This is a genomic window from Corynebacterium hylobatis, assembly GCF_003955685.1.
Taxonomy (GTDB): domain Bacteria; phylum Actinomycetota; class Actinomycetes; order Mycobacteriales; family Mycobacteriaceae; genus Corynebacterium; species Corynebacterium hylobatis.
Genome location: NZ_RXHJ01000008.1, coordinates 110,886 through 136,467 on the forward strand (window position 1 = coordinate 110,886; position 25,582 = coordinate 136,467).

General features: G+C 68.6%; 19 protein-coding genes and 1 tRNA gene. 6 read left to right on the forward strand and 14 right to left on the reverse strand.

Features of this window, described 5'->3' with window-relative positions; genetic code table 11:
- Positions 1-50: 50 nt before the first annotated feature.
- Together EAH68_RS08490 and EAH68_RS08495 are read right to left on the reverse strand one after the other, a co-directional pair.
- A complete protein-coding gene (locus EAH68_RS08490; RefSeq protein WP_126120894.1) occupies positions 51-9,158 on the reverse strand; it encodes a type I polyketide synthase in 9,108 nt (3,035 codons plus the stop codon).
- A gap of 527 nt (positions 9,159-9,685) precedes the next feature.
- A tRNA-Leu gene (locus tag EAH68_RS08495) sits at positions 9,686-9,767 on the reverse strand.
- Positions 9,768-9,854: 87 nt separating this feature from the next.
- Here EAH68_RS08495 and EAH68_RS08500 point away from each other — a divergent pair.
- Together EAH68_RS08500 and EAH68_RS08505 are read left to right on the forward strand one after the other, a co-directional pair.
- Positions 9,855-10,289, forward strand: coding sequence for a hypothetical protein (locus EAH68_RS08500; RefSeq protein WP_241228370.1), 435 nt, complete (start codon positions 9,855-9,857; stop codon positions 10,287-10,289).
- On the forward strand, positions 10,286-10,648 hold the full coding sequence (locus tag EAH68_RS08505; RefSeq protein ID WP_126120896.1) for a DUF3817 domain-containing protein: 363 nt from the start codon (positions 10,286-10,288) through the stop codon (positions 10,646-10,648). Before EAH68_RS08500 ends, EAH68_RS08505 begins: the two co-directional genes overlap by 4 nt.
- Before the next feature lie 63 nt (positions 10,649-10,711).
- Here the strand turns inward: EAH68_RS08505 and purU are convergent, their stop codons facing one another.
- Positions 10,712-11,629: a formyltetrahydrofolate deformylase gene (purU, locus tag EAH68_RS08510; RefSeq protein WP_126120897.1), complete on the reverse strand. Its 918-nt coding sequence runs from the start codon at positions 11,627-11,629 to the stop codon at positions 10,712-10,714.
- 176 nt (positions 11,630-11,805) lie between these two features.
- Between purU and EAH68_RS15070 the strand changes: the two genes are divergently transcribed.
- Positions 11,806-13,269, forward strand: a complete 1,464-nt coding sequence (locus EAH68_RS15070) for an HNH endonuclease signature motif containing protein (RefSeq protein WP_126120898.1) — start codon at positions 11,806-11,808, stop codon at positions 13,267-13,269.
- Here EAH68_RS15070 and rdgB read toward each other — a convergent pair.
- The 9 genes from rdgB to clpS form a co-directional block, all read right to left on the reverse strand.
- Positions 13,244-13,858, reverse strand: a complete 615-nt coding sequence (gene rdgB, locus EAH68_RS08520; protein WP_126120899.1) for an RdgB/HAM1 family non-canonical purine NTP pyrophosphatase — start codon at positions 13,856-13,858, stop codon at positions 13,244-13,246. The genes EAH68_RS15070 and rdgB overlap by 26 nt on opposite strands.
- Positions 13,858-14,589 (reverse strand): ribonuclease PH, encoded by a 732-nt coding sequence (rph, locus tag EAH68_RS08525; protein ID WP_126120900.1) that lies wholly within the window; start codon positions 14,587-14,589, stop codon positions 13,858-13,860. Before rph ends, rdgB begins: the two co-directional genes overlap by 1 nt.
- 24 nt (positions 14,590-14,613) lie before the next feature.
- Positions 14,614-15,378 carry an MBL fold metallo-hydrolase gene (locus tag EAH68_RS08530; protein WP_126120901.1) on the reverse strand — a complete coding sequence of 255 codons (765 nt, stop codon included), beginning with the start codon at positions 15,376-15,378 and terminating at the stop codon, positions 14,614-14,616.
- Positions 15,379-15,458: 80 nt separating this feature from the next.
- Positions 15,459-16,280, reverse strand: coding sequence for a glutamate racemase (murI, locus tag EAH68_RS08535; protein ID WP_126120902.1), 822 nt, complete (start codon positions 16,278-16,280; stop codon positions 15,459-15,461).
- Position 16,281: 1 nt separating this feature from the next.
- Positions 16,282-16,767 carry a MarR family winged helix-turn-helix transcriptional regulator gene (locus EAH68_RS08540; RefSeq protein WP_126120903.1) on the reverse strand — a complete coding sequence of 162 codons (486 nt, stop codon included), beginning with the start codon at positions 16,765-16,767 and terminating at the stop codon, positions 16,282-16,284.
- Between the two features lie 89 nt (positions 16,768-16,856).
- Positions 16,857-17,555: a rhomboid family intramembrane serine protease gene (locus EAH68_RS08545; RefSeq protein WP_126120904.1), complete on the reverse strand. Its 699-nt coding sequence runs from the start codon at positions 17,553-17,555 to the stop codon at positions 16,857-16,859.
- Positions 17,556-17,579: 24 nt separating this feature from the next.
- A complete protein-coding gene (locus tag EAH68_RS08550; RefSeq protein WP_241228372.1) occupies positions 17,580-18,536 on the reverse strand; it encodes a P1 family peptidase in 957 nt (318 codons plus the stop codon).
- 1 nt (position 18,537) lies between these two features.
- Positions 18,538-19,074 (reverse strand): DUF2017 domain-containing protein, encoded by a 537-nt coding sequence (locus EAH68_RS08555; RefSeq protein ID WP_126120906.1) that lies wholly within the window; start codon positions 19,072-19,074, stop codon positions 18,538-18,540.
- Positions 19,075-19,088: 14 nt separating this feature from the next.
- Positions 19,089-19,388, reverse strand: coding sequence for an ATP-dependent Clp protease adapter ClpS (gene clpS / locus EAH68_RS08560; RefSeq protein WP_241228382.1), 300 nt, complete (start codon positions 19,386-19,388; stop codon positions 19,089-19,091).
- A 261-nt stretch (positions 19,389-19,649) separates the two neighbouring features.
- On the opposite strand from clpS, the gene EAH68_RS08565 reads away from it, so the two are divergent.
- From EAH68_RS08565 to EAH68_RS08575, 3 genes are read left to right on the forward strand one after another with little or no spacing between them, the layout of a single operon-like run.
- Positions 19,650-20,120: a CAP domain-containing protein gene (locus tag EAH68_RS08565; protein ID WP_126120907.1), complete on the forward strand. Its 471-nt coding sequence runs from the start codon at positions 19,650-19,652 to the stop codon at positions 20,118-20,120.
- A 30-nt stretch (positions 20,121-20,150) separates the two neighbouring features.
- Positions 20,151-21,488: a nicotinate phosphoribosyltransferase gene (locus EAH68_RS08570; RefSeq protein ID WP_126120908.1), complete on the forward strand. Its 1,338-nt coding sequence runs from the start codon at positions 20,151-20,153 to the stop codon at positions 21,486-21,488.
- Entirely contained in the window at positions 21,488-23,464 is a 1,977-nt protein-coding gene (locus EAH68_RS08575) for an ATP-dependent DNA helicase (protein ID WP_126120909.1), read from the forward strand. Before EAH68_RS08570 ends, EAH68_RS08575 begins: the two co-directional genes overlap by 1 nt.
- 1 nt (position 23,465) lies before the next feature.
- Here EAH68_RS08575 and EAH68_RS08580 read toward each other — a convergent pair whose 3' ends face one another.
- Together EAH68_RS08580 and serB are read right to left on the reverse strand one after the other, a co-directional pair.
- Positions 23,466-24,215: an aminoacyl-tRNA hydrolase gene (locus tag EAH68_RS08580; RefSeq protein WP_241228373.1), complete on the reverse strand. Its 750-nt coding sequence runs from the start codon at positions 24,213-24,215 to the stop codon at positions 23,466-23,468.
- Positions 24,212-25,537 carry a phosphoserine phosphatase SerB gene (serB, locus tag EAH68_RS08585; RefSeq protein WP_126120910.1) on the reverse strand — a complete coding sequence of 442 codons (1,326 nt, stop codon included), beginning with the start codon at positions 25,535-25,537 and terminating at the stop codon, positions 24,212-24,214. Before serB ends, EAH68_RS08580 begins: the two co-directional genes overlap by 4 nt.
- Positions 25,538-25,582 lie beyond the last annotated feature (45 nt).

Here is a 25,582-nt window from a genome sequence, read left to right on the forward strand (position 1 = left end):
GCCCGCACTCCCCCGGTCAGGGCAGTGCGGGCCTTCAGGCATCCAGCGGGTTAGGCGCGGATCTCCGCACCCGTGCGCAGGACACCGTCGACGAGACGGGCGTCGTGGTCGAGCAGGACCGCTGCCTCGCGGGCCTTGACCACGTCGCCGGTGCCGCCGAGGTTACGGTCGGCGGGGCGCTCGTAGAGCGGGGCGCCGCCGTACATGGCGTCGACGATACGGCGCAGGCCGGCCTCCTCACGGGCGGTGGCGGCCTTGGCCCAGGCTGCTGCGGCGTCCTGGCCGCGCTCCTGGCGCAGGGCCTCGAGGAACGCGCCCGGGTGGACGACGGCGACCAGGGCGGACACGTGGCCGAAGCCGAGCGAGGTGACCAGGCCGGCCTTCGGGGCCTTCGCGGACAGGTCGAGCGGCTTGCGCAGCCACACCAGGTGCTGGTGCTGGGCCAGGACCGGGTCGACGCAGTCGAGCGAGTTGTTGGCCGGCAGGAGGCCGGAACGCAGGACCTGGGTCAGACCGATCATCTGGAAGGCTGCGGCACCGCCCTTGGCGTGGCCGGTCAGCGACTTCTGGGAGATGACGTACAGCGGGTTGCCGTCGGCACGTCCCAGCGAGGCGGCGATGCGCTCGTGCAGGTCGGACTCGTTCGGGTCGTTGGCGTTGGTGGAGGTGTCGTGCTTGGAGATGATCGAGATCTCGTCGGCGGACACACCCACCTCGGCCAGCTGGTACGCCAGACGGGAGTCAGCGCCACCGCGGGCCGCGCCCAGGGCACCCAGTCCCGGGGCCGGGATGGAGGTGTGTGCACCGTCGGCGAAGGACTCGGCGAAGGCGACGACACCCAGGACCGGCAGGCCGAGGTCGGCGGCGACGGAACCGCGGGCCAGCAGCACGGTGCCGCCACCCTCGGATTCGATGAAGCCGCCGCGGCGACGGTCGTTGGCGCGGGAGAAGAAGCGGTGCTCGATGCCCTTGTTCTCCATCTCGGTGGAGTCGGCGGTGGCGGCCATGTCGCCGAAGCCGGTGATGCCCTCGATGGAGAGGTCATCCAGACCGCCGGCGACGACGAAGTCGGCCTTGCCCAGGGCGATCTTGTCGTAGCCCTCCTCGACGGAGACGGCGGCGGTGGCGCAGGCGGCGACCGGGTGGATCATCTGGCCGTAGCCACCGACGTAGGACTGCATGACGTGGGCGGCGACGACGTTGGGCAGGGCCTCCTGCAGGATGTCGTTCGCGCGCGGCTCGGCGAGCAGGCCGTCGAGGTAGAGGGAGCGCATGGACTCGACGCCGCCCATGCCGGTGCCCTGGGTGGAGGACACGCGTGCCGGGTGGACGTCGCGCAGCAGTTCCGCCGGGGTGAAGCCGGAGGAGAGGAACGCGTCGACGGTGCAGACGAGGTTCCACAGTGCCAGGCGGTCGAGGTTGTCGATCATGTCGGCGGGGATGCCGTACACGGCGGGGTCGAAGCCCTCCGGGATCTGGCCGCCGACGAAGCGCGACATGGTGGTGCGGCGCGGGACGCGGACGGCGGAGCCGGTGTGGCGGACGACGGTCCACTCACCGGATTCCTCGTCGAAGAAGGCGGAGGTGTGGTCCGGCTCGGAGTCAACGAAGGTCTTGGCCTCCTCGCGGGAGGCGACGGAGAAGGAGAGGTCCTTGTCCAGGTAGACGGTGGTCAGTTCCGGCGCCAGGTTGTCGACCATGAAGAAGTCGTCGTGGTAGCGGCGGACACCGACCTTGCCCAGGACCTCGTCATGGAAGCGGCCGTAGATGTCCTCCTCGGCGATCTCCTGGTCCTCGGCGTCGTACCAGGCGTCACCGTCACGGTGGATCAGACCCATGGTCCAGGCCAGCTCGATGACACCGGCGGCGGTGAGGTCGCCGGTGAGCTCGGCGTCGAAACGCGTACGGGCGGAGCCGTAGGGGCTCAGCTCGCCGGCGCCGACGATGACGATCATGTCGTCGAGCTTGCGGGTCACACCGGTGAACTCCGGTGCGGTCCACTCGAAGCGGCGGTACGGGGTGGGCAGCGCGGTCAGGGTGCGCGGCTCCTCGATGTCCTGCTTCTCCGCGCCGGTCTGCTCCGCCTCTGCTGCCGCCTCGGCGGCCAGCTGGGAGATGTTGACGTCGGATTCGCCCAGCCCACCGGTGAAGTCCACGGTGACCGGGGTCTTGGCGGCCTCGGCGCGGACATCTGCGGTGATCTGGGAGACGAGCAGCTCGGCCATCTCCTCGTTGGAGAAGGTCTGCACGCCCTTGGACTCGATGGTCTCGACGAGCGGATCATTGCCGCCCATGAGTCCGGTGCCGCGGACCCAGCCGATGAAGGCGTGGACGAGGCTGGTGCGCTCGCCCCAGACCTGCTCGGCGTTCCAGCGGGTGACCAGGGCGTCGAGGGAGGCCTTGGCCTCGCCGTAGGCGCCGTCACCACCGAAGCGGCCACGGTTCGGGGAGCCCGGCAGGACGACGTGGAGTCGCTTGCCCACCTGGGTGTCCACGCCGATGGCGGACAGGCCGGCGATGAGACGCTCGACGGCCCACAGCAGCAGGCGCATCTGGGACTCGGCGGCCGGGCCGGCGTCGAGAAGCGAGCCCATGACACGCGGTGCCGCGAACGGGAACAGCAGCGTCGGGACGAGGGCCTTCTTCAGGACCTTCTTCTGGCCGTTGACGGTGGCGGTCTGCTCGTTGCCGATCCAGTCGATGACGGCGTCGAGGTCCGCGTAGGAGCTCAGGTTCGCCGGGACGATCCACATGGCGGCGGTGCCGCGGGCGGAACGTGCGTAGAGCTCCTTGTAGTAGCCGAGGCGGGAGTGCGAGAGGCTGGAGGTGGTGACCACGACGGTGGCACCACCCTCGAGCAGCTCGGCGACGACGCCGGCGGCGATCGAGTTCGGGGAGGCACCGGTGACCACGGCGACGTCCGCGGCGAAGCGCAGGGTCTCCTCGTTGCGGGCCTGGGCGGCCAGCTCCGTCAGACCCAGGTACTCGGCCTGCTTCGCGACGTTCTCGCCGGCACCCGTCAGATCCAGCTCAGCGGCGTCGAGCTCGCCGAGGGCGACGCGGGTGAGGTCCTCGCGAGCGGAGGCCCAGCGGTCGTCGAGAAGCACGGCCTCGTCGGCGGAGAAACGCGGCGCGACCTGGCGGGGCCAGTCGGAGCCGAGCTCGCGGGAGACGAGGTCGAACAGGGCGGCATTCTCGTCGCTCTCCTCCTCGACACTCTGGGACTCGACCTCGCTGATGCCCAGCTGGGCGAGGATGGTGCGGGCGGTCTCCGCCAGGACGCCTTCCCTGCCGGTGACCTGCTCGGCGAATGCACCGAGGGCTGCGGAGTCCACGACCCCGCCGGAGGCACCACCGGCCGACGGCAGGCCGACGGCCACACCACGGCGGGCGGCGACGGCCTGGACGGCGGCGTCGATGAGCTGATCGAGTTCACCGGCGTTGGACGGGGCGGCCGGGGACAGGGTCGCCAGGTCACCGCCGCGCAGGGAGGCACCCTCGCGGGCACCGATGACCACCTCAGCGACAACGTGGTCGGCCCAGCCCTGGCCCAGCTGCCAGGTGCCGGTGACGCGCTCGGAGATGTAGTTCGGCTTCTTGCCGGTCGGTCCGGTGATGCGGCGCAGGGCGTCGGCGACGGAGTCACCGAGGACCGGGCCGAAGGCCTTGTACCCCTTGGCCATCTTGGTCACGGTGGCCTTGAGTGCGTCGAGCTCGGCGTCAGCGGCGCCGTCGATGGCACCCAGGCCGAACTCCACACCCAGGTCCAGCAGCAGCTGGTTACGGCGGGAGGAGACACCCTCGACGAGGGTCTCGATGGAGTCCGCCGAACCCATCTGATCCGGGCGGACCTTGGTCCACACGGCGACGAGCATCCCCGTGGCGTCAGCCGGGGTGAACTCGATGTCGTCCGGGGTGCCTGCGCCGGCGGCGGCGACCGGGGCCGGGGTGGCAGCCGGGACGGTGGCACCGGTCGGGGCGTTGGCGCTGACCGGTGCGGGGCCCGCGGTGGCGGACTTCGCCGCCGGTGCGGTCTCCTCCGCCGGGGTCTCGGTGACGTCCTCGGTGACCTCGCGGGTGATCTCGTCGGAGGAGAACACGACCGGGCGGTCGCGCTCGACGTTGAGGACCTCGATCGGGGTGCCGGCGTACTGCGGCAGACGCAGGGTCTGACCCATCATGTTGGCCAGGGTCGGTGCGGAACCGACGCCGACCTCTACGAAACGCTCGATGCCCAGACCACCGTTGTCCTGGGAGCGCAGGATGAGGTCCTGCGTCTCGATCCAGCGGACCGGGGAGGCGAACTGCCAGGCCAGCAGCTCGATGAGCAGGGTGCGGCCGAGCTTCTGCGGGTCAGCGGCGGCGGTGTCGAAATCGGCGAGGATCTCATCGATGTACGGGGAGGAGACGACCTCGGTGATGGACTCGACGAACTCGCGGCTCAGCTCGAAGGGGCGGGCCACGAGGTTCGGGATGTAGCGGTCAACCAGGATGTCCAGGTTGATGGCCTCCGGGATGAGCGAGCTGAGGTGCTCACGGAAATCGCCCACACCGTCGCGCAGGTGGCTGGAGTGGAAGGGCACGTCAATGCCCGGGATCATGATGAACGCGCGCTGGCCCGGTGCCTTCTCCTCGGCGTCGGCCTTGAGCGCGGCCAGCCCGGCGCGGGTGCCGGCGACGGCGTACTGGACGCCGGCGATGTTGTAGTTCACGATCTCGAGGAACTCGCCGGTGCGCTCCGCCAGGTCCTGGACGTAGTCGAAGACGTTGGCGGCGGACAGGCCCATCTTGTTGGGGCGCAGGGCGGCGAGGCCGTAGTTGGAGTTGCCCTCCGCGTCGCGCTCGACCAGGCGGTGCATGGTCAGGCCACGGCGGTAGACGATCTCCACGACGGATTCGAGGGAGAGGACGCCGGAGTAGGCGGCCAGGGCGTTGTATTCACCGACGGAGTGGCCGGCGAACCAGGCGCGCTTGTTCAGGGCGCCTGCCTCACGCATCTCGGCGATCTGTGCGCAGCCGAGGGTGGCCATGGCCACCTGGGTGAACTGGGTGAGGAAGAGCACGCCGTCCGGGTGGTGGAAACGCTCGCCGGAGACGACGACCTCGGTCGGGTTGTTCTGGACGATCTCCAGGACGGAGAAGCCCAGCCTGGTGCGGGTGTGGCGGTCAGCGCGGTCCCAGACCTCACGCGCGGCGGCGGAGGAGGTACGCGAATCCATGCCCATGCCCTGGGACTGGATGCCCTGTCCCGGGAAGCCGTAGAAGGTGCTCGGCGCGGACGTGACGGCGGTGGCGGTGAGCACCATGTTGCCGTTGACGGTCGCGGTGACGGAGCGGACCTCCCCGTGGCCGGGGCGGTTGTCCACGCCGGAGCGTTCGACGGTGAACTCGATGGTCTGGCCCGGCAGGACCGGGGCCAGCATGGTGGCGGTGTACTCGACGACGCGGGCCGGGGCGGTGGTGACACCGTCCTCGGTGAAGCCGGCGCCGGCGACGAGCTCACCGATGGCAGAGGTCCACATGCCGTGGACGATCACGCCCGGCAGGCCGGCGAGACCGGCGGCGGTGTCGGAGACGTGGATCGGGTTGCGGTCACCGGAGACGACGGCGAAGGGGTGCATGGACTCCGGTGCGACGACACGTGCGAAGGCACGGAAGGAACGCGGGGTGTCCACCACGGACGGCAGGGCCGAGGTGTTGGTGCGGGCGGTGGTCTTGCCGTTGCGGCCGCGGATGGCGAAACGCTCGGAGAGCTTGGCCAGCGGGGTGCCGTCGACGCTCAGCTCGGCGCGCACGACCACGAGGCGGCCGAGGTCGGTGTCGGCGACCTCGTCGGCGGTGGCGGTGACCCTGAGGTTGGCCGGGCCGGCGGAGACGTCCGGCAGCTCGGCGAGCATGGTCAGGTGGTGCTCGAGGTGGACCAGGGAGAGCATGCCCTCGACCACGGAGGCGGAGTCGGTGCCCGGGATGACGGCGGAACGCACGGCGGCGAAGACGGCCGGCCAGGCGCGGCCGACGAGGAGGTCGGGTGCGGTGTTCTCGACGGTCAGGTTGTTCGGCAGGTAGCCGGCGGTGACGTTGTCGTAGTCGGCCAGGTGGCCGGCGTCGAGGGTAGTGGTCCACTCGGCGACACCTGCGGCGGAGACCTCGGCGAGTTCGCCGCCGGCTGCCACGCGGGTCAGCTCGGCCATGGCGGCCTCGGCGTCGGCCGCGGTGACCTGCGGGACGGCGGACAGCGGGGCCTCTGCCGGCAGGGTGAAACGGATGTTCAGGTCGGTGGTGGTGCCGGCAGCGGTGGAACCGGCCAGCGGGACGGTGAGCACGGCGTGCTCGGCGTCCTCGGCAGCCAGGCGGGCGCCGGTGGCGGCGTGTGCTGCAGAGGCACCGTCCTCGGCGATGGTCCACTGGTCGGTGTCACCGAGACGCTCGATGTAGGAGGCCTGGTGGCGGCCGGCCCAGTAGGTGCCGGAGGCGGTCAGGACGCGCTCGACGACGGACTTCTCCACCTCGACCGGCTGCTCGCCGGCGGCGGTCAGGGTGTCGATGGAGGCCTGGTTGAAGCGGTCGAGGAGATCGGCGACCGGCTCGTTGGCGCGGGTGATGCCGGCGACGGCGGCGGTACCCGGGATGATGCAGACCTGGTCGGCGTCGTAACGCTCGTCGTGGGCCTGCCACAGGGAGTCGGAACGCCACCAGCGGCGCACGTCACCGTCGATGACGGGGACGAAGTTGGCCGGCTTGCCCGGGTTGAGCAGCAGCTTGGAGAACCAGGCCTGGTCGGCCGGGTGGATCAGGTCGCGGTCCGCGTAGGGGTAGAGCTCAGCGAGCTTCTCGACGGCCGCGCCCGGGTTGTCCACGTCCACGTCGACGCGGGCCTCGAACTGGCCGTGGTCGACGTCGGTGAGGCGGGCCTCGGTGCGCCCGACCATCTCGACGAAGCGGTTGAACCAGGAGACGTCGACCCACTCGCCCTTGTAGGGGCCGGAGATCTCGAGGTAGCGGTTCAGCCACTCGATGTAGGTCATGGTCTCGACGTCGCCGAAGTAGGGCTTGGCGGTCTTGTTGATGGCCGCGATGATCTCCTCGCGGCGGGCGACCGCTGCGTCATCGTCGCCGGCGACCTCGTCGAGGAGGCGGCCGGCCTTGGCGAAGGAGTTCTCGATCTCGTAGAGGTCGGCGCCGAGCTGGGAGCGGCCGGAGGCCACACCACCCTGGGCGCGGCCGGCGCCTGCCCATTCGTCGGAACCGGGGGCGTCGACAAGCGCCTGCTTGACGGCCTCGGAGGCGGTGGACTCGAGGGTCGCCATGGTGGCGGTGCCGAGGAGGATGCCGTCGGTGGGCATGGCCGGCAGGTCGTACTTCTGGGACCAGGAACCGGTGATGTACTCGGCGGCCCGTTCCGGGGTGCCGATGCCGCCGCCGACCAGGAGGATGACATTGTCGTGCTCGCGGAGCTCACCGTAGGTGGCGATCAGCAGCTCGTCGAGATCCTCCCAGGAGTGGTGTCCACCGGCCTTGCCGCCCTCGACCTGGACGATGACCGGGATCTCCGGCACGTCGGCGGCGATCTTGAGTACCTGGCGGATGTGCTTGACGGCACCCGGCTTGAACACGACCCACGGGAAGTGGGCGTCGCGCAGCTCGCGCACGAGGGCGACGGCCTCATCGTGCGGGGGCAGGCCGGCGGTGATGATGATGCCGTCGATCGGGGCGCCGTTGGCGCGGGCGCGCGGCACGAGACGCTTGCCCTCGACCTGCATGCGCCACAGGTAGGGGTTGAGGAACATGGAGTTGAACTGGGCGTTGACCCCCGGCTTCAGCAGGGAGTGCAGGCGCGCGATGTTCTCCTCGAGCATGGTCTCGGTGACCTGGCCGCCGCCGGCGAGCTCGGCCCAGTGGCCGGCGTTCGCGGCCGCCGCGACGATGGCGGGGTCGACGGTGGTGGGGGTCATGCCCGGCAGGGTCATCGGGGTGTAGCCGGTGACCTCGGTAAACTTCGTGACCAGGCGGACCTGGCCGTTGACCTTCTCCAGGCGCGGGGCGAACTCGGACCAGTCGCGCGGCAGCTCGGGGGCCAGGCCGGCGTCGAAGAGCTCGGCCTGGCCGTCGGTGCCGGAGACGTCGAGGGTACCGACGCCGCGGCCGGCGAGGATGCGGCGGGTCAGCGGCAGCATGCCACCGTCCGGGCCGACCTCGAGGATCCAGCGGGCACCGGCCTCGACGGCGGCGTTGAGCTCCGCCGGGAAGTCGACCGGGGCGGTCAGGACCAGCTCGGCGGCCTCACGGGCGATGTCCGTGTCCAGGCCGGCCTTGGCTGCCCAGGTGACGGTCTGCTCGACAGCGGAGGCCATGGCCGGGTGATGGAAGGCGGACTGGATGGACAGGGCGTCGAAACGCGGGTCGAAGGGGGCTCCGCCACGCTCCTTGTTCTCGATGGCCCGGGTATCCCTGGCCGCGAACTTGCCCAGCAGCTCCTGGACGACGGCGAGGTCCTGCGGACGGCCGACCAGGACGTAGGTGTCACGGGTGTTGCGCAGACCGATGGCCGGACGCAGCTCCTCCGGTACCTCGGCGCAGGCCTTGTCGATGGCCAGCTGCAGCTGCTCACGGGTGATGCCGCGGACGGAGACCATCGGGGACAGCTCGCCCTGGCGGATGAGGCCGGTGATGCGGGCTGTGCGGGTCATGGCGGCGCCGATCAGCTGCGCGATGGCGAGCAGATCGTCGGACTCGGCGCGGCCTGCCATGAGCAGGGAGGCGAGCTTGCCCTGGGAGTGGCCGACGGCGGTGACGGCCTTGTCGAGCTCGAGGCCCTGACGGTCCAGGGACTCCAGGACGGCCAGCTGGGAGGTGAAGATACCCGGGACGCTGATGGCGGCCGTGGCGACGTCGAAGGCCGGGCCTTCCTCATCACGCGCCCAGGTGACGGGGTCGAAACCGTGCGGGCGGGTGCCCGCCAGCTCGTCCGCGACCGGCGCGAGCTTTGCGGATGCGCCGTCGACCAGGGAGGTGACGGCGGTGCCGACACCGGCGGCGACGGCCGCGCGCAGGGTCTTCAACCAGTCGAATCCCTGGCCGGAGAAGGCCAGGGCGTACGGCTCGCGGTCGAAGCGGTTGATCAGTCGATCCGTCCCGAAGGAGGTGCTGTATTCGGTCACGTGAGAACTCGCTCCTGTGTTTCCTACTTTGTGCATGGCGAAACTGAGGACACAGGTGTGCCCACAAGTTTTGAAAGCCAAATATGCCATAGAAACCTGAGGAAAGCGTCATCTTTGAGGCGGGTGTCGGAACGGGACGCCCTCCTGCGGGACCAGAATGGGCTACGCTCGGGTAGGTTGCTAAACCTCGTCTCCCCCGCAAAACCATGTCTGGTCTGCGAGGGGGCGGTTTCACTCCCCACCTCCCACCGTCATAAAAGTGGGCGCTTATGTGATTCTCACTACAGGACGCGTTTGTCGAGATGATGGACACAGCCCCGGGGACGACAGTGCGGCGCTGGGGCTGCACGGCTGGGATGGGCCACCGATTTCGCATCCTCGACCAACGGCTGCGCCCTATCCTCCACCGCGGAGGCCGCCTGCTGGCCGGCGGCGGATGGTACCCGGCGCCTCACGGACCGCCTCCCCCACCCCAGAAAAGGCGGGAAGGGCCTCCCACCGCCAGCGATGGAAAGCCCTGAAAAGTGTGCGCCCGGGGGGAATCGAACCCCCACGTCCTAGGACACTGGAACCTAAATCCAGCGCGTCTGCCAGTTCCGCCACGGGCGCCTGCCGGACAATGATACCCACACGTGCAGCCTGGGCAGAAATGACCGAACTCCACCTTTTGGTGGATGCGGGGTAATCTAGATGGCTGTGAGCGACAACAATGGACAACGACGACAGCAGAAGAAGGTGCGCGCGTCGCACATCATCTTCCTCGCGATCGCCGTGGCCGGGACCCTGGCGCTGGCCTGGTGGCAGTGGACCCGCTTCCAGGCCGGGTCGGGTACGTTCCAGAACCTCGGCTACGCCCTGCAGTGGCCCCTGTTCGGCCTCTTCTTCATCTTCGCCTACCGCAAGTACATGCAGTACGAGAACGAGATGATCGAGGCCGCCAACAACGCCGAGGACCCCGACTTCCTGTACGAGGCCGACGCGAAACTGTTCGAGGACCAGGTGACCGAGATCAACGAGGACTTCCTGCCCGAACGCCCGACCATCGACGTCGACACCTTCAACGAGCTGAACACGCCCCGGCGGGGGCGTCGACAAGCAGACACTGACCTGACTGGAGACAGCGACACATGACCACCACCTCGACCGCCCCGAAGATCCACCCCGAACGCCAGAAGCGGGTGCAGTCCGCGCTGAGCATCTTCTCGGTCTCAGCGTGGATCACCGGCGTGTTCCTCATCCTGCTGGTCATCCGCATGGTGATGGAGTACGTGCTCAACATGGCGATGCCCACCTGGTCCACCTGGGTGGCAATCCTCCACGGCTGGGCCTACATGATCTACCTGCTGGCCACCCTCAACCTCGGCCTGAAGGCCCGCTGGAAGCCCGCCGTGTGGTTCACCACCGCCATCTCCGGCGTCGTACCCTTCCTCTCCTTCATCGTCGAGGCGAACCGACGCCGCGAGGTGAAGGAGAAGTTCCGCCTGGTCTGACGGGTTGACGCAGAAAGGGGCGCAGTTCAGTGCTTGGAACTGCGCCCCTTTTTTCTGTGCAGGTCAGTCGAAGACCACCGTGCGGTTGCCGTAGACCAGCACCCGGTCCTCCAGGTGCCAGCGCAGACCGCGGGCGAGGACGTTCTTCTCCGCGTCCCGACCCAGGCGCTGCATCTCCTCCGGAGTGTCCTTGTGCGTCACCCGGATGACATCCTGCTCGATGATGGGGCCGTCATCCAGGTCCGAGGTGGCAAAATGACACGTCGCACCGATGAGCTTCACGCCACGCTGATGCGCCTGATGGTAGGGGCGCGCCCCCATGAAAGACGGCAGGAAGCTGTGGTGGATGTTGAGCACCTTTCCGGACCACATCTCGCAGAAATCCGGCGGCAGGATCTGCATGAACCGGGCCAGGACGATGGCGTCGGGAGTGTAGGAGTTCACGATCTCCCCGACCTCCTCGAAGGCCCTCCGCTTGCCGACGGCGTCCTTCGGGAACGGCACATGATAGAACGGCACCCCGTGGTTGTCCGCAATATAGGAGAGGTTGTCGTGGTTACCCACCACGGCCACGACCTCCATCGGATAGTCATTCTCCGCCACCCGTCCGAGCAGGTCATGCAGGCAGTGCCCCTCCCGGGAGACCAGGATGACGACCTTCTTCAGCTCCGCGGTGTCCCACAGGCGCCACTGCGCCTTCGGACCGAATTCCTCCGCCACGGGGGCGAATGCCTCCCGCAGCTCCTCAATGTCCATGTCCACCGAATCCGCACGGATGGCCTGCCGGGTGAAAAACCAGTTGTTCTCCGGATCCGTGAAATAGGCGGCTTCCGTGATCCAACCACCCTTCTCCGCGAGGAAGGTGGACAGGCGGGCCACGATGCCGGTGCCGTCAGGGCAGCCGAGAGTGAGAACGTACTGGCGCTCCGTGGTCAGCCCACTCGGGCGATTCCGGGGATCGTCGATGTTGTGCGGGGTCATTTCTGGAAGCCTAGCCGACGCGGGTGGGGGCCTCAGAGCCGAGGTTAGGGCCTGTCGGCCGACAGGTGTTCCTACTGTTCGGGGGTGATCGAACGGGCGTTTGCCAGTTGGGCCTTGACGCCTGCAGTGAGAGCACTACTGTCGAATATGAAAGCGAACAGACTGGGGGGATAAACGTGGACGTGGACCACCTCGCCACACTCATCAGACGAATCAACAGCAGCTACCTGGAACTCTCCGCCCTCATGACCGACCCTGCCGGAATGGATTTCGACCGGATCCGGCCCGAATTTGAACGCCTCGAGGAGGCGGCTGCCCACAGGGGCTATATTGATGCTGCCTTCGCCTACGCCGCCGACCGTGCCGGGGCGGGGAAGTATGTCGGTGCGGTGCATTCTCTTGAGTATCTGATGCGCGCGCTGGGACTGTCGCGTTCGGAGGCCCGCTCCCGCCTCCAACGCGGGGAGGCGTTGTTCGCCCCACCCAAGCCCCCACCGCCGGAGCCGGAGGGACCGGCCCGGGATGAGGCCGAGGAACAGCGTCGGCGCGAGGCCGAGGCTGAGCGTCTGCGCCGCCAGGAGGAGGCCCAGCGCCAGGCCCGTGACGCCGCCCGCGAGGCGGCCTCCGCAGAGAAACAGGCGATGATCTCCCGCGAGCTGGAGCACCTCAACGCCCACTCCGAACCCAGCTACCAGCAGCTGCTCGCCCTGGCCCTGGCCGAGGCGCAGCACCGTGGGCTGGAGGATCTGCGCATCTGGCTGCGCGGGCGCATCCGGGAGGCCAACCGGCGCGGGCGGACCCCGCAGAGCAGGAAGGATCCTTTCGCCGCGGCCCGCAAACGCCGGCTGAGTATCGGGGCGCAGGATGCGGATGGTGGTGCGCAGGTGTCGATGTACCTCGATGCCGCCGGCCTGGCCATGCTCCAGGCCGCTCTGACCCCGGGGCGGCGTCCCGGGGTCAATGCCTCGGTGCCGGCGGAGGAGGATGCCCGTCCCATGGCCGTACGTCTGGTGGATCAGCTCATGGCTGTCGTGGCGGCCTACCTGGCCGCAGACTCGGCCCACACCCGCCAGGGGGTGGGTTCGGTGGCGGTGTCGATGACGGCGGCTGAACTGGAGGGGGTGGCGGGTGGGGACCGGTTCCCGAGCAGTACCGGTCATCTGCTCGGCCCGGCCGATATCCTGCGCCTGGGGGCGGCGCGGTATGACCTGGGGGTGCTCCACGATGACCGGGGTGCGGTGCTGGACCTGGGGCGCACGCAGCGGTCAGCGAGTCTGGCTCAGCGGTTGGCGTTGTTCGCCCGGGAGTTGTGCTGCACCCGACCCGGGTGCACGGTGGGGGTGGGGGAGGCGGATATCCATCACATCCGGTCGTGGTTGGCCGGGGGTGGCACCGACATCGAGAATCTGACCGTTCTGTGCCGCAGTCATCACAGTGCCAACCGTGATCAGCGTGATGGTGCCGGGGGGTTGGGTCATATGGACACAGATCCCGGGTCCGGGCGGGTGGGGTGGTGCCCACCCGACGGTGGGCTACTGCAGTTCAATGACACTGAATTCCAGCAGCACTCCGCCGGAGCGAAGATACGGCGCCAAAGCGGAAAGGAGGATCCGGTCAGCGGGCGGCCAGGTGGCGGATGACCTCCACCAGCTGCGCCAGCGCCTTGCCGCGGTGTGACAGGGAGTTCTTCTCCTCCGGTGTCAGCTGTGCGGAGGAACGCCCCGCTGCGATCTCATCGGCGGGCAGGAAGAGGGGGTCATAGCCGAAGCCGTTCTCCCCCACCGGCTCGCGCAGCAGGGTGCCCTCCCACCGGCCCTCGGCGACATGTTCCTCCCCCTCCGGGGTGACCAGTGCGCACACCGAGACGAAAGCGCAGGCACGCCGCCCGTCGGGAACATGTGCCATCTGCCCGAGCAGAAGGGCGTTGTTAGCCTCGTCATCACCGTGGCGGCCCGACCACCGGGCAGAGAGGACGCCGGGCATGCCGTTGAGTTCCTCCACCGACAGACCCGAGTCATCGGCGATGCACACCAGGCCGGTGGCCCGTGCACCCGCGCGGGCCTTGATCAGCGCGTTGTCGGCGAAGGTACGGCCGTCCTCGACAGGTTCCCCGTAGGCCGGGGCCTGGCTGAGGGGGAGCAGCTCGATACCGGCGACATCGGCCCCGGCAAGGATGCGCTCCAGCTCGCCGAGTTTCTTGGCGTTGTTCGAGGCGACGAGGATCTGCATCAGATCCCCAGGGCGGCGCGCTGGGCGGCGATGAGCTCATGGCAGCCCTTCTCCGCGGAGTCCAGCATGAGGCCGAGCTGTTCCCTGCTGAAGTCACCGTTCTCACCGGTGCCCTGGATCTCCACGAAGTTGCCCCTCTCCGTCATGACGACGTTGAGGTCGACCTCTGCGCGGGAGTCCTCCTCGTAGGGCAGGTCTAGGCAGACGTTGCCGTCGACCAGGCCGACGGAGACGGCGGCGACTGGCGGGAGGAGCGGCTCGCCGGGGACCACGCCCTCCGCCTTCAGGACGGCGATGGCGTCGGCCAGGGCGACGTAGGCGCCGGTGATGGAGGCGGTACGGGTGCCGCCGTCGGCCTGCAGGACGTCGCAGTCGATGTTGATGGTGTTCTCGCCGAGCTGGCTGAGGTCGACGGCGGCGCGCAGGGAGCGGCCGATGAGGCGGGAGATCTCGTGGGTGCGGCCCTTGACCTTGCCGCGCATGGATTCGCGCGGCATACGGTCGTGGGTGGCTGCGGGCAGCATGGCGTATTCGGCGGTGAGCCAACCTTCGCCGGAGTCGCGCTTGAAGCGGGGGACGCCGTGTTCGACGCTGGCAGTGCACATGACCCGGGTGTTGCCGAACTCCACGAGGACGGAGCCGGCGGGGTTGGAGGTGAAACCGCGGGTGATGCGGACGGTACGCAGCTGGTCGAGGGCGCGGCCGTCGGCACGCTGGAAGTCAGAAGTCATGTCCTACAGGCTACCTGCGGACCCTCAGACCTCCAGGACGAGTCCCTGGCTGCCGATCTCGATGGGGCCGTCGAACTCGGAGCGGGCGGCTTCGAGGGTGGCGTCGACATCACCCCACGGCGGGATGTGCACGAGGACGAGCTTCTTCACCCCGGCCAGGCGGGCCGCTCGGCCGGCCTGGTGGCCGGTGAGGTGCATGCTGGGCGGGAAGTCCTCGCCGCCGCACCAGGTGGCCTCGCAGAGGAAGAGGTCGGCACCGCGGGCGCATTCGATGAGCTCGTCGGTCCAGCCGGTGTCCCCGGAGTAGGCGAGGGTCCTGCCGGAGGTGTGTTCGGTGAGCCGCAGGCTGTATGACTCGACGGGGTGCACCGCTTCAAAGGGTTCGATGGAGATTCGGTCGAGGATGTGTTGCTCGCCGATCTGCCAGGGGGCGAAGGCGAAGGTGTCGGACATGTCGTCGATCTCACCGGGGCCGTCGGCGGAGAGCCGGCCCAGGTGGGTGAGCGTCTTGGAGGGTCCGAAGCACAGGTTGCGGCCCCTGGCGGGGGCGGTGGGGTGGAAGCGGCGCCACACCAGGAGTGAGGGGAAGTCGAGGCAGTGGTCGGCGTGCAGGTGAGAGAGGACGACGTGGGCATCGCACGGATCCTGGATCTCCTGGAGTTTGCCCAGCACCCCGGGCCCGATGTCCATGAGGACCGCCGGGGAGTTGTCGGTGGTCACGAGGTATCCGGAAGCCGGGTTCGTGGGTCCGCCGAGGCTGCCGGAACTGCCGAGGATGGTCACCTTCATGACGCTACTGTGCCACGGGATTCCAGTTTTCTCGAACGCAACGCACAGAATACCGCCGGATTGTGAAGGTCCCGTCGCCGCTACAGTCCTGTGGCCTGGTGCACCTGGCCGAGACGGGGACCGAGGAAACGTTCGGAGAGCAGGGCGAATTTCTCCGGGTCACCGGTCGACTCGAATTCCCGGGCCGGCAGGGGGTCAGTCTCCGGGTCGGCGAGGAGGTCCTCGCGGGTGAGCACCCGCAGCACGTCCTTCGCGGTTTCCTCGGCGGAGGAGACGAGGGTGACGTGGTCGCCGATGGCCAGCTGGATCACGCCGGAGAGCAGGGGGTAATGGGTGCAGCCGAGCACGAGGGTGTCGACGCCCGCCGCCTGCAGCGGCTCCACGTAAGCTTCAGCCACCCCGAGGATCTGTCTGCCCGAGGTGATGCCACGTTCCACGAAGTCGACGAAGCTGGGGCAGGCCTGGGCATGGGCCTGGACATCCGGGGTGATGGCGAAGAGGTCCTGGTACACACCTGAGTTGATGGTGCCCGTCGTGCCGATCACCCCGACGTGGCCGTTGCGGGTGGTGGCCAGGGCGCGGCGGACAGCGGGCTGGATGACCTCGACGACGGGGACGTCGTAACGCTCGCGCGCGTCGTGGAGGAAGGCGGCCGATGCGGTGTTGCAGGCGATGACGAGCATCTTGCAGCCCCGCTCCACAAGTTCATCAGCGATGCGGGTCGCGTGTTCGCGGACCTGGGCGATGGGCAGCGGGCCGTAGGGGCCGTGGGCGGTGTCGCCGATGTAGATGAGTGATTCGTGGGGCAGCTGATCAATGATGGTGCGGGCGACCGTCAGGCCGCCGACGCCGGAGTCGAAGATGCCGATGGGGGCTGTCCGGGGAGTGGTCACGGCGACCATGCTAGCTGGCGGCGTCCCGCTTCCCCGCGGCAACCAGGCCGCGGACGATCTTGCTCAGGGCCCCGCTGAACTGCTCCCGTTCCTCCGGGTCGAGGTTGTCGAAGATGAGTCGGCGCACCTCGGACACATGCCCAGGGGTCGTCTCGCGGAGCAGACCCAGGCCCTCTTCGGTGAGCTGGGCCAGAGTGGAGCGGCCGTCCTCCGGGTCGGGCAGCCGGCGGACGGTGCCCTGTTTCTCCAGTCGGGTGATCACCCGGGAGAGGTGGGACAGTGTCATGTCCGCGGCGGCGGCCAGTTCGCTCATCCGCAGCGTGTTCCCCTCCGCGACCCACAGGCGGGAAAGTGCAAAATAGTCATAGTGGCTGATGCCGGCGTCGCGCTTGAGCTGCGACTCAAGCCGGGCCGGCAGCCATACCTGGAATGACCAGATGTTCAGCCAGGTCTCCGATTCCTGGTCAGACAGCCATTCCTCAGGCTGGTTATTCATTCTTCCTCATCCCAGAAGGCGTTCTCGTAACTCAGACCCAACATAGTTGAGTGCATAAGAATCAATTAAGTCATAGTGCATCAGTTATGCTACCGCAGCCCACGCGGTGTTCGCCCACCGCCCTGTTCAAGAGCTTTTCGACGCCGCGCCGCCTGCAACGCCGGCGGGTCGTCGGAGGTGATGAACATGCCCGCGGCGACGCCACCGACCGCACCGAACAGGTGCGCCTGCCAGGACACCCCCGGCACCCCCGGAAGCAGGCCCCAGACCAGCCCTGAGTAGGCAATTCCCAGACCGATGCCGACGACCACCTGGAGCATGTTCCGGTTGAAGAAGCCGCGCACGAGGAGGTAGGCCAGCCAGCCGTAGACGAGCCCCGAGGCACCGATGTGGTTGGTCCCCACCCCGCCCAACAACCACACGCCGACGCCGTCAATGAGAACCACCAGGAGAGTGACCTCCCACCACACGCGGGCACGCGACATTCCTATGAGGAAGCTGAAAATTGCCCCCGGAATGGTGTTAGAGATGAGGTGCTCGAAGTTCGCGTGCAGCAGCGGAGCGGTGAAAATATGCCATATAGCGGAAAGATCGAGCGGGTGGACCCCGAAAAACACCAGGTTTCCCCGAAATACGAGAACGTTGATGAGGTGGACCGCCCAGATGACGATCACGTATCCGGCGGCGAAGATCAGGCCGGAACGGATCGCCGACCGGCCTTTCCTGGCGGTGTTCCGCGCGACCTCTGAAGGCCCCGGAACAGAGGGAGGGACAGGTGGCTGGCTCATGGCCCCCCACTTTAATGATTCAGCTCAGCCGACGACGATCTCCGACCAGATCCCCAGGCCGTGGCCGGGCACAGCTGCTGTCACGGCATCGACGAGCGCCGCCTGCACGACATCAGCGGCCACCGCCGAGAGTTCGTGGAGCACCTCCACCGGGACCCCGCCCGCCGCGGCGGCCGTGGAGACGGCGAAGAGGGTGTCGCCGTCGAGGGGGGAATGTGCCGGCCGAACCGCCCGGGCGATGCCGTCGTGGCCGGTCAGGGCGAGGCGGGTGGCCTGGGCGACCGTGACCGGCGCGTCGGTGGCCACCACCCCGATGGTGGTGTTCAGCCTGGCGGCGGGATGTTCGAGCTGCGCGAAGCGCACCAGATCCACCGCCGGGCGGGACGGGTCGCCCCACAGCAGCCCGGTGGCGGGGTCGATGACCTCCCCGACCGGGTTCGCCACCAGCAGGGCGGAGACCGTGTACTCCCCCACCACCTGGGAGGCCTGCCCGATTCCGCCACGCAGCGCCCCGGCGGTGGCTCCGCAGCCGGCCCCCACGTTGCCCCGTGCCTGCGGATCCATTCCCCCGGCCAGGGCCGCCCGCACCGCCGCTGCCCCGTCCGCCGCGGTCGGCCGGTGGGTGGGGTCGCCGACGAAAAGATCGAAGATGACGGCCGCCGGGACGATCGGGACGCGGGGGCCGGGCCGACCCTCCCCCAGCACGGGGAAACCCCGCCCGGCGCGCTCGAGCTCCCCCATCGCCCCGTCCGCCGCGGCGAGGCCGAAGGCCGAACCACCGGCCAGAATGATCGCATGGACCCGTTCCACCGTGTTGTGCGGCGCCAGCAGGTCGGTTTCCCGGGTGCCGGGGCCCCCGCCACGGACATCGACGCCTGCGGTCATGCCTGCCGGGGAGGCGGCGACGACGGCGGTGACCCCGGTGTCGTCGAGGGAGCTGTGGCCGAGGAGGAGGCCGGGGACGTCGAGAAGCGAGGACACGTCAGCCTGCGAGCACGGAGAGGAGGCTGTCCTGGTTGTAGCCGAGCCACTCAACCAGGTTGTTCCGCTCGGCGCGGGCCTCTTCCCCACCGCTGTCATCCGCGGCGAGGTAGAGGCGCAGGTCGTTGAGGCCGGTGAGGAAGGCGTGCGCCTCCTCTTCGCTGAGGCTGATCTCGACTCCCCCGTCGGGGCCGACCTTCTCCGCGACCACCTGCAGGTTGGACAGTTTCGCGCGGCAGATGTCGTTCTCATGCAGGCTGCGCAGGAGAGAATTGTCGCCGTCATACTCCTCGTCGCCGTCGCGCTCGAAATCCGGCAGTAGACGCGCCAGACCGGGGTTCTGCGGGGCATTCTTGTGGCCCGAGGGGATGCCGGTCAGCTCCGAGAGTTCATCCTTCGGTGCCGACTGTGCCCGGGCGATGATCGCCTCACTCACTGCGGCAGCAAGGTTGCCGAGCACCTCCCGCTCCAACGGCTCCAGGACCGTGTGGTACCGCGGGGCCCGCATGAGCCCCTTCTTCCGACGCCATTCCTGCAAATTCGTTCCCTCTCCTAGCCAGCCTGCTGCATCGTGGCCCACAGGCCCGCGGTATGCAGCTTCTTCACGTCGCCCTCAACCTTGTCCTTCTCACCGGTGGAGACGACGGCCTTACCTTCTGTGTGGACCTGCATCATCAGCTCCGTCGCCCGTTTGCGGCCGTAGCCGAGGACCGTCTGGAAGACATAGGTCACGTAGCTCATGAGGTTGACCGGGTCATCCCAGACGATGCACATCCACGGCAGGTTCTCGGCCGTGGCGACATCCACCTCGACAGCCTCGTCGAGCTCCGGGGTCGCCATCGGGGACCCCATTCTGGGCGAGCTCATCACATGTGGACCTTTCATGCACCTCAGCCTAGTCAAGTGTCCGCCGGGAGTGCAGGGCGGCAGGCCCACAGGTGCGGCGCGGGCCCGGCGGAGGATCAGGCGGCCGGAAGGTATGTTCTTTGACTGTCCCATCAACCGCGCAGCCGCACCGCACCCGAACACTGAGAAAGGGGTCTTCCGTGATCCGCAGGCAGTCCGCATTCTGGAACTCACCCCTCGATCTCCAGGGGGCTCTCCCAGCTGGGCATGTTCCTGTCCGTGGCCGGGCTGATCATGACCCTGGTCGCCGGGCTCGGCGGGGGTTTCTCCACCCCGGGCACCTCTTCCGGTGACAGCGGCTACAAGGCGCCGGGGCTGGAGAAACAGGCCGAGCTCGACCAGATCCGCAACGACATCAACCTGGAGATCAAGCACCTGCGCCACAACGAACAGGTGCCGCCGGTGCTCATGGACCCCTTTGAGCTGCAGCGTGAGGCCCAGGATCACGCCGAGAAGGTGGCGGTGGCCGGGCAGCTGCAGAACTCGGAGCAGAACGTCACGATGCTCCAGCACCACCTTCCGGAGTCCGGGACCTCGGGCCACGCTTTCCTGGAGGCCTGGCTGCACTCCCAGGCCCACACTGACGTCGTGCTCGATCCCCGGTACGTCTTCTACGGTATCGGTGTCGCCGTCGGCCACGGCGAGGTGTGGGTGGCGGTGCAGTTCTCGGAATCCTGATCCGCACCGGGCTCCGTTAGAGTGGTCGGTGTGAACCTGAATCAGCCGTCCTCCATTCCGCCGAATCGCTCGACGTCCCTGCTGACGGACATGTACGAGCTGACGATGCTGCAGGCAGCCCTGCGCGACGGAACGGCACACCGGCAGTGCGCTTTCGAGGTCTTCTCGCGCCGGCTGCCCAACGAGCGCCGTTACGGCGTCGTCGCCGGCACGGCACGTGTGCTGCGCGCGGTGCAGGACTTCATCTTCACCGAGGAGCAGCTCAAACACCTGTCCTTCCTCGACCAGCGGACCCTGGATTATCTGCGCGACTACCGTTTCACGGGCCAGATCGACGGCTACCGGGAGGGTGACCTCTATTTCCCCCACTCCCCCATCCTCACGGTGCGGGGCACGTTCGCGGAGTGCGTCATCCTGGAGACGGTGATCCTGTCGATCATGAACGCCGATTCGGCCATCGCCTCGGCTGCGGCCCGCATGGTCACGGCCGCGGACGGGCGGCCGATCATCGAGATGGGTTCGCGCCGCACCCATGAGTACGCTGCGGTGACCGCCTCCCGCGCGGCTTATCTGGCAGGCTTCACGGCCACCTCGAATCTGGAGGCCTCGCACCGCTACGGCATCCCGGCCTCGGGTACGGCGGCGCACGCGTGGACGCTGCTGCACGTCAACGATGACGGCACCCCGAATGAGGCGGCTGCCTTCCAGTCCCAGATCGAGTCACTGGGTGTGGACACGACGCTGCTGGTGGACACCTACGACATCACCAGGGGCGTCGAGACGGCCATTGAGGTCGCCGGCCCCGATCTCGGCGGAGTGCGCATCGACTCCGGTGACCTCGGTGCCGTGACGCGCCGAGTGCGCCGCCAGCTCGATGAACTGGGGGCACACAACACCCGTATCGTCGTCTCCTCGGATCTGGATGAGTTCGCCATCGCGGGTCTGCGCGGCGACCCGGTGGACGTGTACGGGGTGGGTACCTCGGTGGTCACCGGTTCCGGTGCCCCCACCGCGGCGATGGTGTACAAGCTCGTCGAGGTGGACGGGCATTCGGTGGCGAAACGTTCCCGCGGCAAGGCCATGACGGGTTGCGCGAAGCAGGCGGTCCGCACCCACCGTTCCACCGGTGTGGCGGTGGAGGAGATCGTGCACCCCTTCGGTTCCCCCACCCCGGATGTGGGACGCCTGTCGGCCACCTGCCTGACCGTTCCCCTGGTGCGTGACGGGGTCACCGTGGAGGGTCTGCCCACCCTCGAGGAGTCCCGCGCCTACCTCGCGGAGCAGTTGCTCACCCTGCCGTGGGAGGGGCTGGCCCTGTCCCGGGACGAGCCCGCGATCAGTACCCGTTTCGTCGGATTCCCCGCGTAGTGTCCGCAGAACCTCTGAACAATTCCACCGGGGAGCTTCTCGACGCCGCCGTCACCGCCCTCGGCGGTTCCCGCCGCGACGGGCAGGTCGCCATGGCTGAGTCCGTCACCCGCGCCCTGGAGACGGAGCGACATCTGGCGGTGCAGGCCGGCACGGGTACCGGCAAGTCCCTGGCCTACCTCGTCCCGGCGATCCGGCACGCCCAGGCGACGGATTCGACGGTGATCGTCTCCACTGCGACGATCGCACTGCAGCGCCAGCTCGTCGACCGTGATCTGCCGCGCCTGGTGGAGGCGCTGGAACCGGTGATGGAACGCCGCCCCACCTTCGCCATCATGAAGGGCCGTTCCAACTACGTCTGCCTCAACCGGATCGGGGCGGCGGAGGAGCCGGAGGACACGCTTCTCGACGAGGCCGATGTCTCCTGGCTCGGACGTCATGTCGCCCGCGTCCACGAGTGGGCCCAGGAGACGGAGACCGGTGACCGGGACGACCTGGAACCCGGCGTGCCGGATCTGGCATGGCGCCAGGTCTCCGTCACCGCCCGGGAGTGCCTGGGGGCCTCCCGCTGCCCGCACGGGGCGGAGTGTTTCGCGGAACTGGCCAAACGCAAGGCCCAGGATGTGGACGTCGTGGTGACCAACCACGCGCTGCTGGCCATCGACGCCCTCGCGGACATCAACATCCTGCCCGAGCACGATGTGGTGATCATCGACGAGGCCCATGAGCTCGACGGGCGGATCACCTCGGTGGCCACCAACGAACTCTCCCGTACCGCCCTGACCCTGGCAGCCAAGCGCGCCGGAAAGCTCGGCGCGGTGGGGGCCGATGACCGGCTCGTGGAGCTGACGGATGACTGGCAGGCGGCCGCCGCCCTGCTGCCCGACGGCCGCTGGACCGACCTGGACGAGGCCGCCCGTGGTTCCCTCGTCGGCCTGCGCGACGGCCTGTGGTCCCTGCGGGAGACCATCGGGCGTGCCCCGGAGGGCGAGTCCGCCAATGATCCGGAGAAGGCCGCCGAGCGGCAGAACCTGGCCAACCACCTGCAGGAGCTGCATGACGCGATCGTGCGGATCCTCACCGTCTTCGATGAATCCGACCCGGCCGCCCAGCGCGATGTGGTGTGGCTGGAGCGCGATGACCGCCGCGGGGATGTCCTCACTGTCGCTCCCCTGTCGGTGGCGGGTCTGCTGCACGAGAAGCTCTTCTCCGAGCAGACGGTGGTGCTCGCCTCCGCGACCCTGACCATCGGCGGGCGTTTCGACACCATGGCCGCGTCCTGGGGGCTGCCGAAGGGCAGCTGGGACAGTCTCGACGCCGGCACGCCCTTCGACCCGCGGAAATCGGGCATCCTCTACACTGCCCGCCACCTGCCGGATCCGGGCCGTGACGGTCTGCCGCAGGAGACCCTCGATGAGATCCATGACCTGATCATGGCCGCCGGGGGCCGCACCCTCGGGCTGTTCTCCTCCAGGCGGGCCGCGGAGCAGGCGGCTGCGGCGATGAAGGAACGCCTGCCCTTCGACGTCTACTGCCAGGGCGAGGACACCACCGGCGCACTGGTGGAGAAATTCGCGAAGAACGAGAACGCCTGTCTCTTCGGCACGCTGACCCTGTGGCAGGGTGTGGATGTGCCCGGTTCCGCCTGTTCCCTCGTTCTCATCGACCGGATACCCTTCCCCCGCCCGGATGATCCGCTGCTGCAGGCCCGCAAGGAGGCCGCCACCGCGGAGGGGCGCAACGGTTTCATGGAGGTCGCTGCCTCGCATGCCGCCCTGCTCATGGCGCAGGGGGCGGGGCGGCTGCTGCGTTCCGTCACCGACCGGGGCGTGGTGGCGGTGCTGGACAACCGGCTGGCCACCAAACGCTACGGTTCCTTCCTCCGGGCGTCGATGCCCGCCTTCTGGGAGACGACCGACCCGACTGTGGTGCGTGGGGCTCTGAAACGGCTGGTCAAGGCCGGTCAGCAGGGCTGACTCAGCCCACGCCGGGGAAGGCCAGCACCGTCAGTGCATCGGGGGCGACCTCGGTGAAACCGGCGTCCCGGACGGTGACCACACCCGGTCTGCGCACGTGGTCGGCGAAGACCCGGCTGTCCACCTCCCGCACATTCAGCCCGAAACCGCTGGCCGCCCAGCCCCGGACCCACTCCAGGTCCTGCCGGGCGGCCAGCAGCATGCTGGCGTGGCCCACCTGGGCGGCAGCCTTGCCGGTGGTCATCGCCAGGCCGTGGTCGATGAGGATCGTCGGCGCCCCCGGGTCGATCTCGCCCGGCGCATCCTGGGGCAGTTCCGTGCCCCGGATCTGGAGCTTGCGTACCAGGGCCGGGGTGTCCCCCAAGGCGGAGGGCACGAAGGCGCGGGCCTGGGCGCCGGCGGCGTCGACAGTCACGCCGGGGACCGCCTGCACATCCTCCCAGGCCTTGTTGCGGGCCCGCCGGGCGACCTTTCGGATGAGGTGGCTGTACCAGCCCTCCAGCCCCGCCCGCCACGCCGGGTCGGTGGCCACCCGGTCATCCAGGCAGACGGCGACGACCGCCCGGGCCGCGGCCGTCAGCAGATCGGTGCGGCGCGGTGGATCAGCCTTCGGGACGTGGAGGGCGATCTGCATGGCCTGCACCGTCTCCGGACGATCGGGGTCCTCGGAGCGGTCGTGTCGGTTGTCGCTCACCCGCGCGCACAGGAGGGCGTGCGCCAGGGCGAGCGGGTCGGTGGCGCCGGAGGTCACTCGGCGGCGAAGTTCGCGCCGACGAACTCCAGCGGGACGCGGCGGTAGGTGCCGTCCTCGAGGTCGGACTCGTCGATCTCCTCACGCGGGATGCCCAGGATGTGCAGCACCTCGTCGAGGAAGGGGTGGTTGACGGAGGTATCGGCGATCTCCTTCAGCGCCGGCTTGGCGTTGAAGGCGATGCCCAGGCCGGCGGCGGAGAGCATGTCGATGTCATTGGCGCCGTCGCCGACGGCCACGGTCTGGTACATCTGCAGGCCGGAGTCCTCGGCGAACTCGCGCAGCAGTTCAGCCTTCTTGGCGCGGTCGACGACCTCGCCGGTGACGCGGCCGGTGAGCTTGCCGTCGACGATCTCCAGGGTGTTCGCGCGGACGTAATCCAGCTCGAGTTCCTCGGCGAGGTCCTCGAGCACCTGGATGAAGCCGCCGGAGACCACGGCGGTGCGGTAGCCCATCTTCTTCAGGGTGCGGATGGTGGTCCGGGCACCCGGGGTCAGGACGAGATCCTTCGCCACGGCGTCGATGACGGCGGCGTCGAGACCCTTGAGGGTGGCCACGCGCTCGCGCAGGGACTCCTCGAAGTCGAGCTCACCGCGCATGGCGCGTTCGGTGACCTCGGCGACCTCCGCCTCCTTGCCGGCGTGGGCGGCGAGCATCTCGATGACCTCACCGGTGATGAGGGTGGAGTCGCAGTCGAACATGACCAGGCGCTTGGAGCGGCGCAACAGGCCGGCGCGCTCGATGGCGATGTCCACACCCAGTTCGTGGGTGAGTTCGGCGAGTGCCTTGCGCAGGGCCTTGCCGCCACCCGGCTCCGGGTTGGCCACGGTGATCATGAGTTCCAGGCCCGTGATCGGGTAGTCGGCGATACCCCGGATGCGGTCGATGTTCGCACCGTAGTTGGCCAGGGTCTGGCCGATTGCGGAGACGTCGGCGGCGGTGACCGGGTTGCCCAGCACCACGGCGACGTGGGTGGAACGTGGGCTGGAGTGCTGCTCTGCGGAGTGCATCTCCACCGTCACGCGCTGGCCGTGGACCTTGAGGGTCTCACTGAGCCCCTCCCGGAGGCGTTCCTCGCGGGCCGGGTCGAGCCCGACGAAGGCGGCGAGGGAGAGGCGGCCACGGAACTGGGACTGCTCGACGTCGAGAAGCTGGACGTTGTATGAGGACAGCACGCGGAAGAAGGCGGCGGTCACACCGGGCCGATCATGGCCGGAGAGGGTGATGACGGCGGATTCCAGACCTGGCTGCAGGCTGACCTGCAGTCCTTCGGAGCTGTCGGGGACGGCAGGGGATGCATCAATGTCTACCACGGAGATCATTCTTTCATGAGAGGTCGTTTTAAACACGCCGGAACCCCCGGCAGA

What these genes read in the sequence shown, in the direction of transcription:
- EAH68_RS08505 (WP_126120896.1), top strand. Translation starts at nt 10,286, where the DNA reads ATGACCACCACCTCGACCGCCCCGAAGATCCACCCCGAACGCCAGAAG.
- purU (WP_126120897.1), bottom strand. Translation starts at nt 11,629, where the DNA reads ATGACCCCGCACAACATCGACGATCCCCGGAATCGCCCGAGTGGGCTG.
- rdgB (WP_126120899.1), bottom strand. Translation starts at nt 13,858, where the DNA reads ATGCAGATCCTCGTCGCCTCGAACAACGCCAAGAAACTCGGCGAGCTG.
- rph (WP_126120900.1), bottom strand. Translation starts at nt 14,589, where the DNA reads ATGACTTCTGACTTCCAGCGTGCCGACGGCCGCGCCCTCGACCAGCTG.
- EAH68_RS08530 (WP_126120901.1), bottom strand. Translation starts at nt 15,378, where the DNA reads ATGAAGGTGACCATCCTCGGCAGTTCCGGCAGCCTCGGCGGACCCACG.
- murI (WP_126120902.1), bottom strand. Translation starts at nt 16,280, where the DNA reads ATGGTCGCCGTGACCACTCCCCGGACAGCCCCCATCGGCATCTTCGAC.
- EAH68_RS08540 (WP_126120903.1), bottom strand. Translation starts at nt 16,767, where the DNA reads ATGAATAACCAGCCTGAGGAATGGCTGTCTGACCAGGAATCGGAGACC.
- EAH68_RS08545 (WP_126120904.1), bottom strand. Translation starts at nt 17,555, where the DNA reads ATGAGCCAGCCACCTGTCCCTCCCTCTGTTCCGGGGCCTTCAGAGGTC.
- clpS (WP_241228382.1), bottom strand. Translation starts at nt 19,388, where the DNA reads ATGGGGTCCCCGATGGCGACCCCGGAGCTCGACGAGGCTGTCGAGGTG.
- EAH68_RS08565 (WP_126120907.1), top strand. Translation starts at nt 19,650, where the DNA reads ATGTTCCTGTCCGTGGCCGGGCTGATCATGACCCTGGTCGCCGGGCTC.
- serB (WP_126120910.1), bottom strand. Translation starts at nt 25,537, where the DNA reads ATGATCTCCGTGGTAGACATTGATGCATCCCCTGCCGTCCCCGACAGC.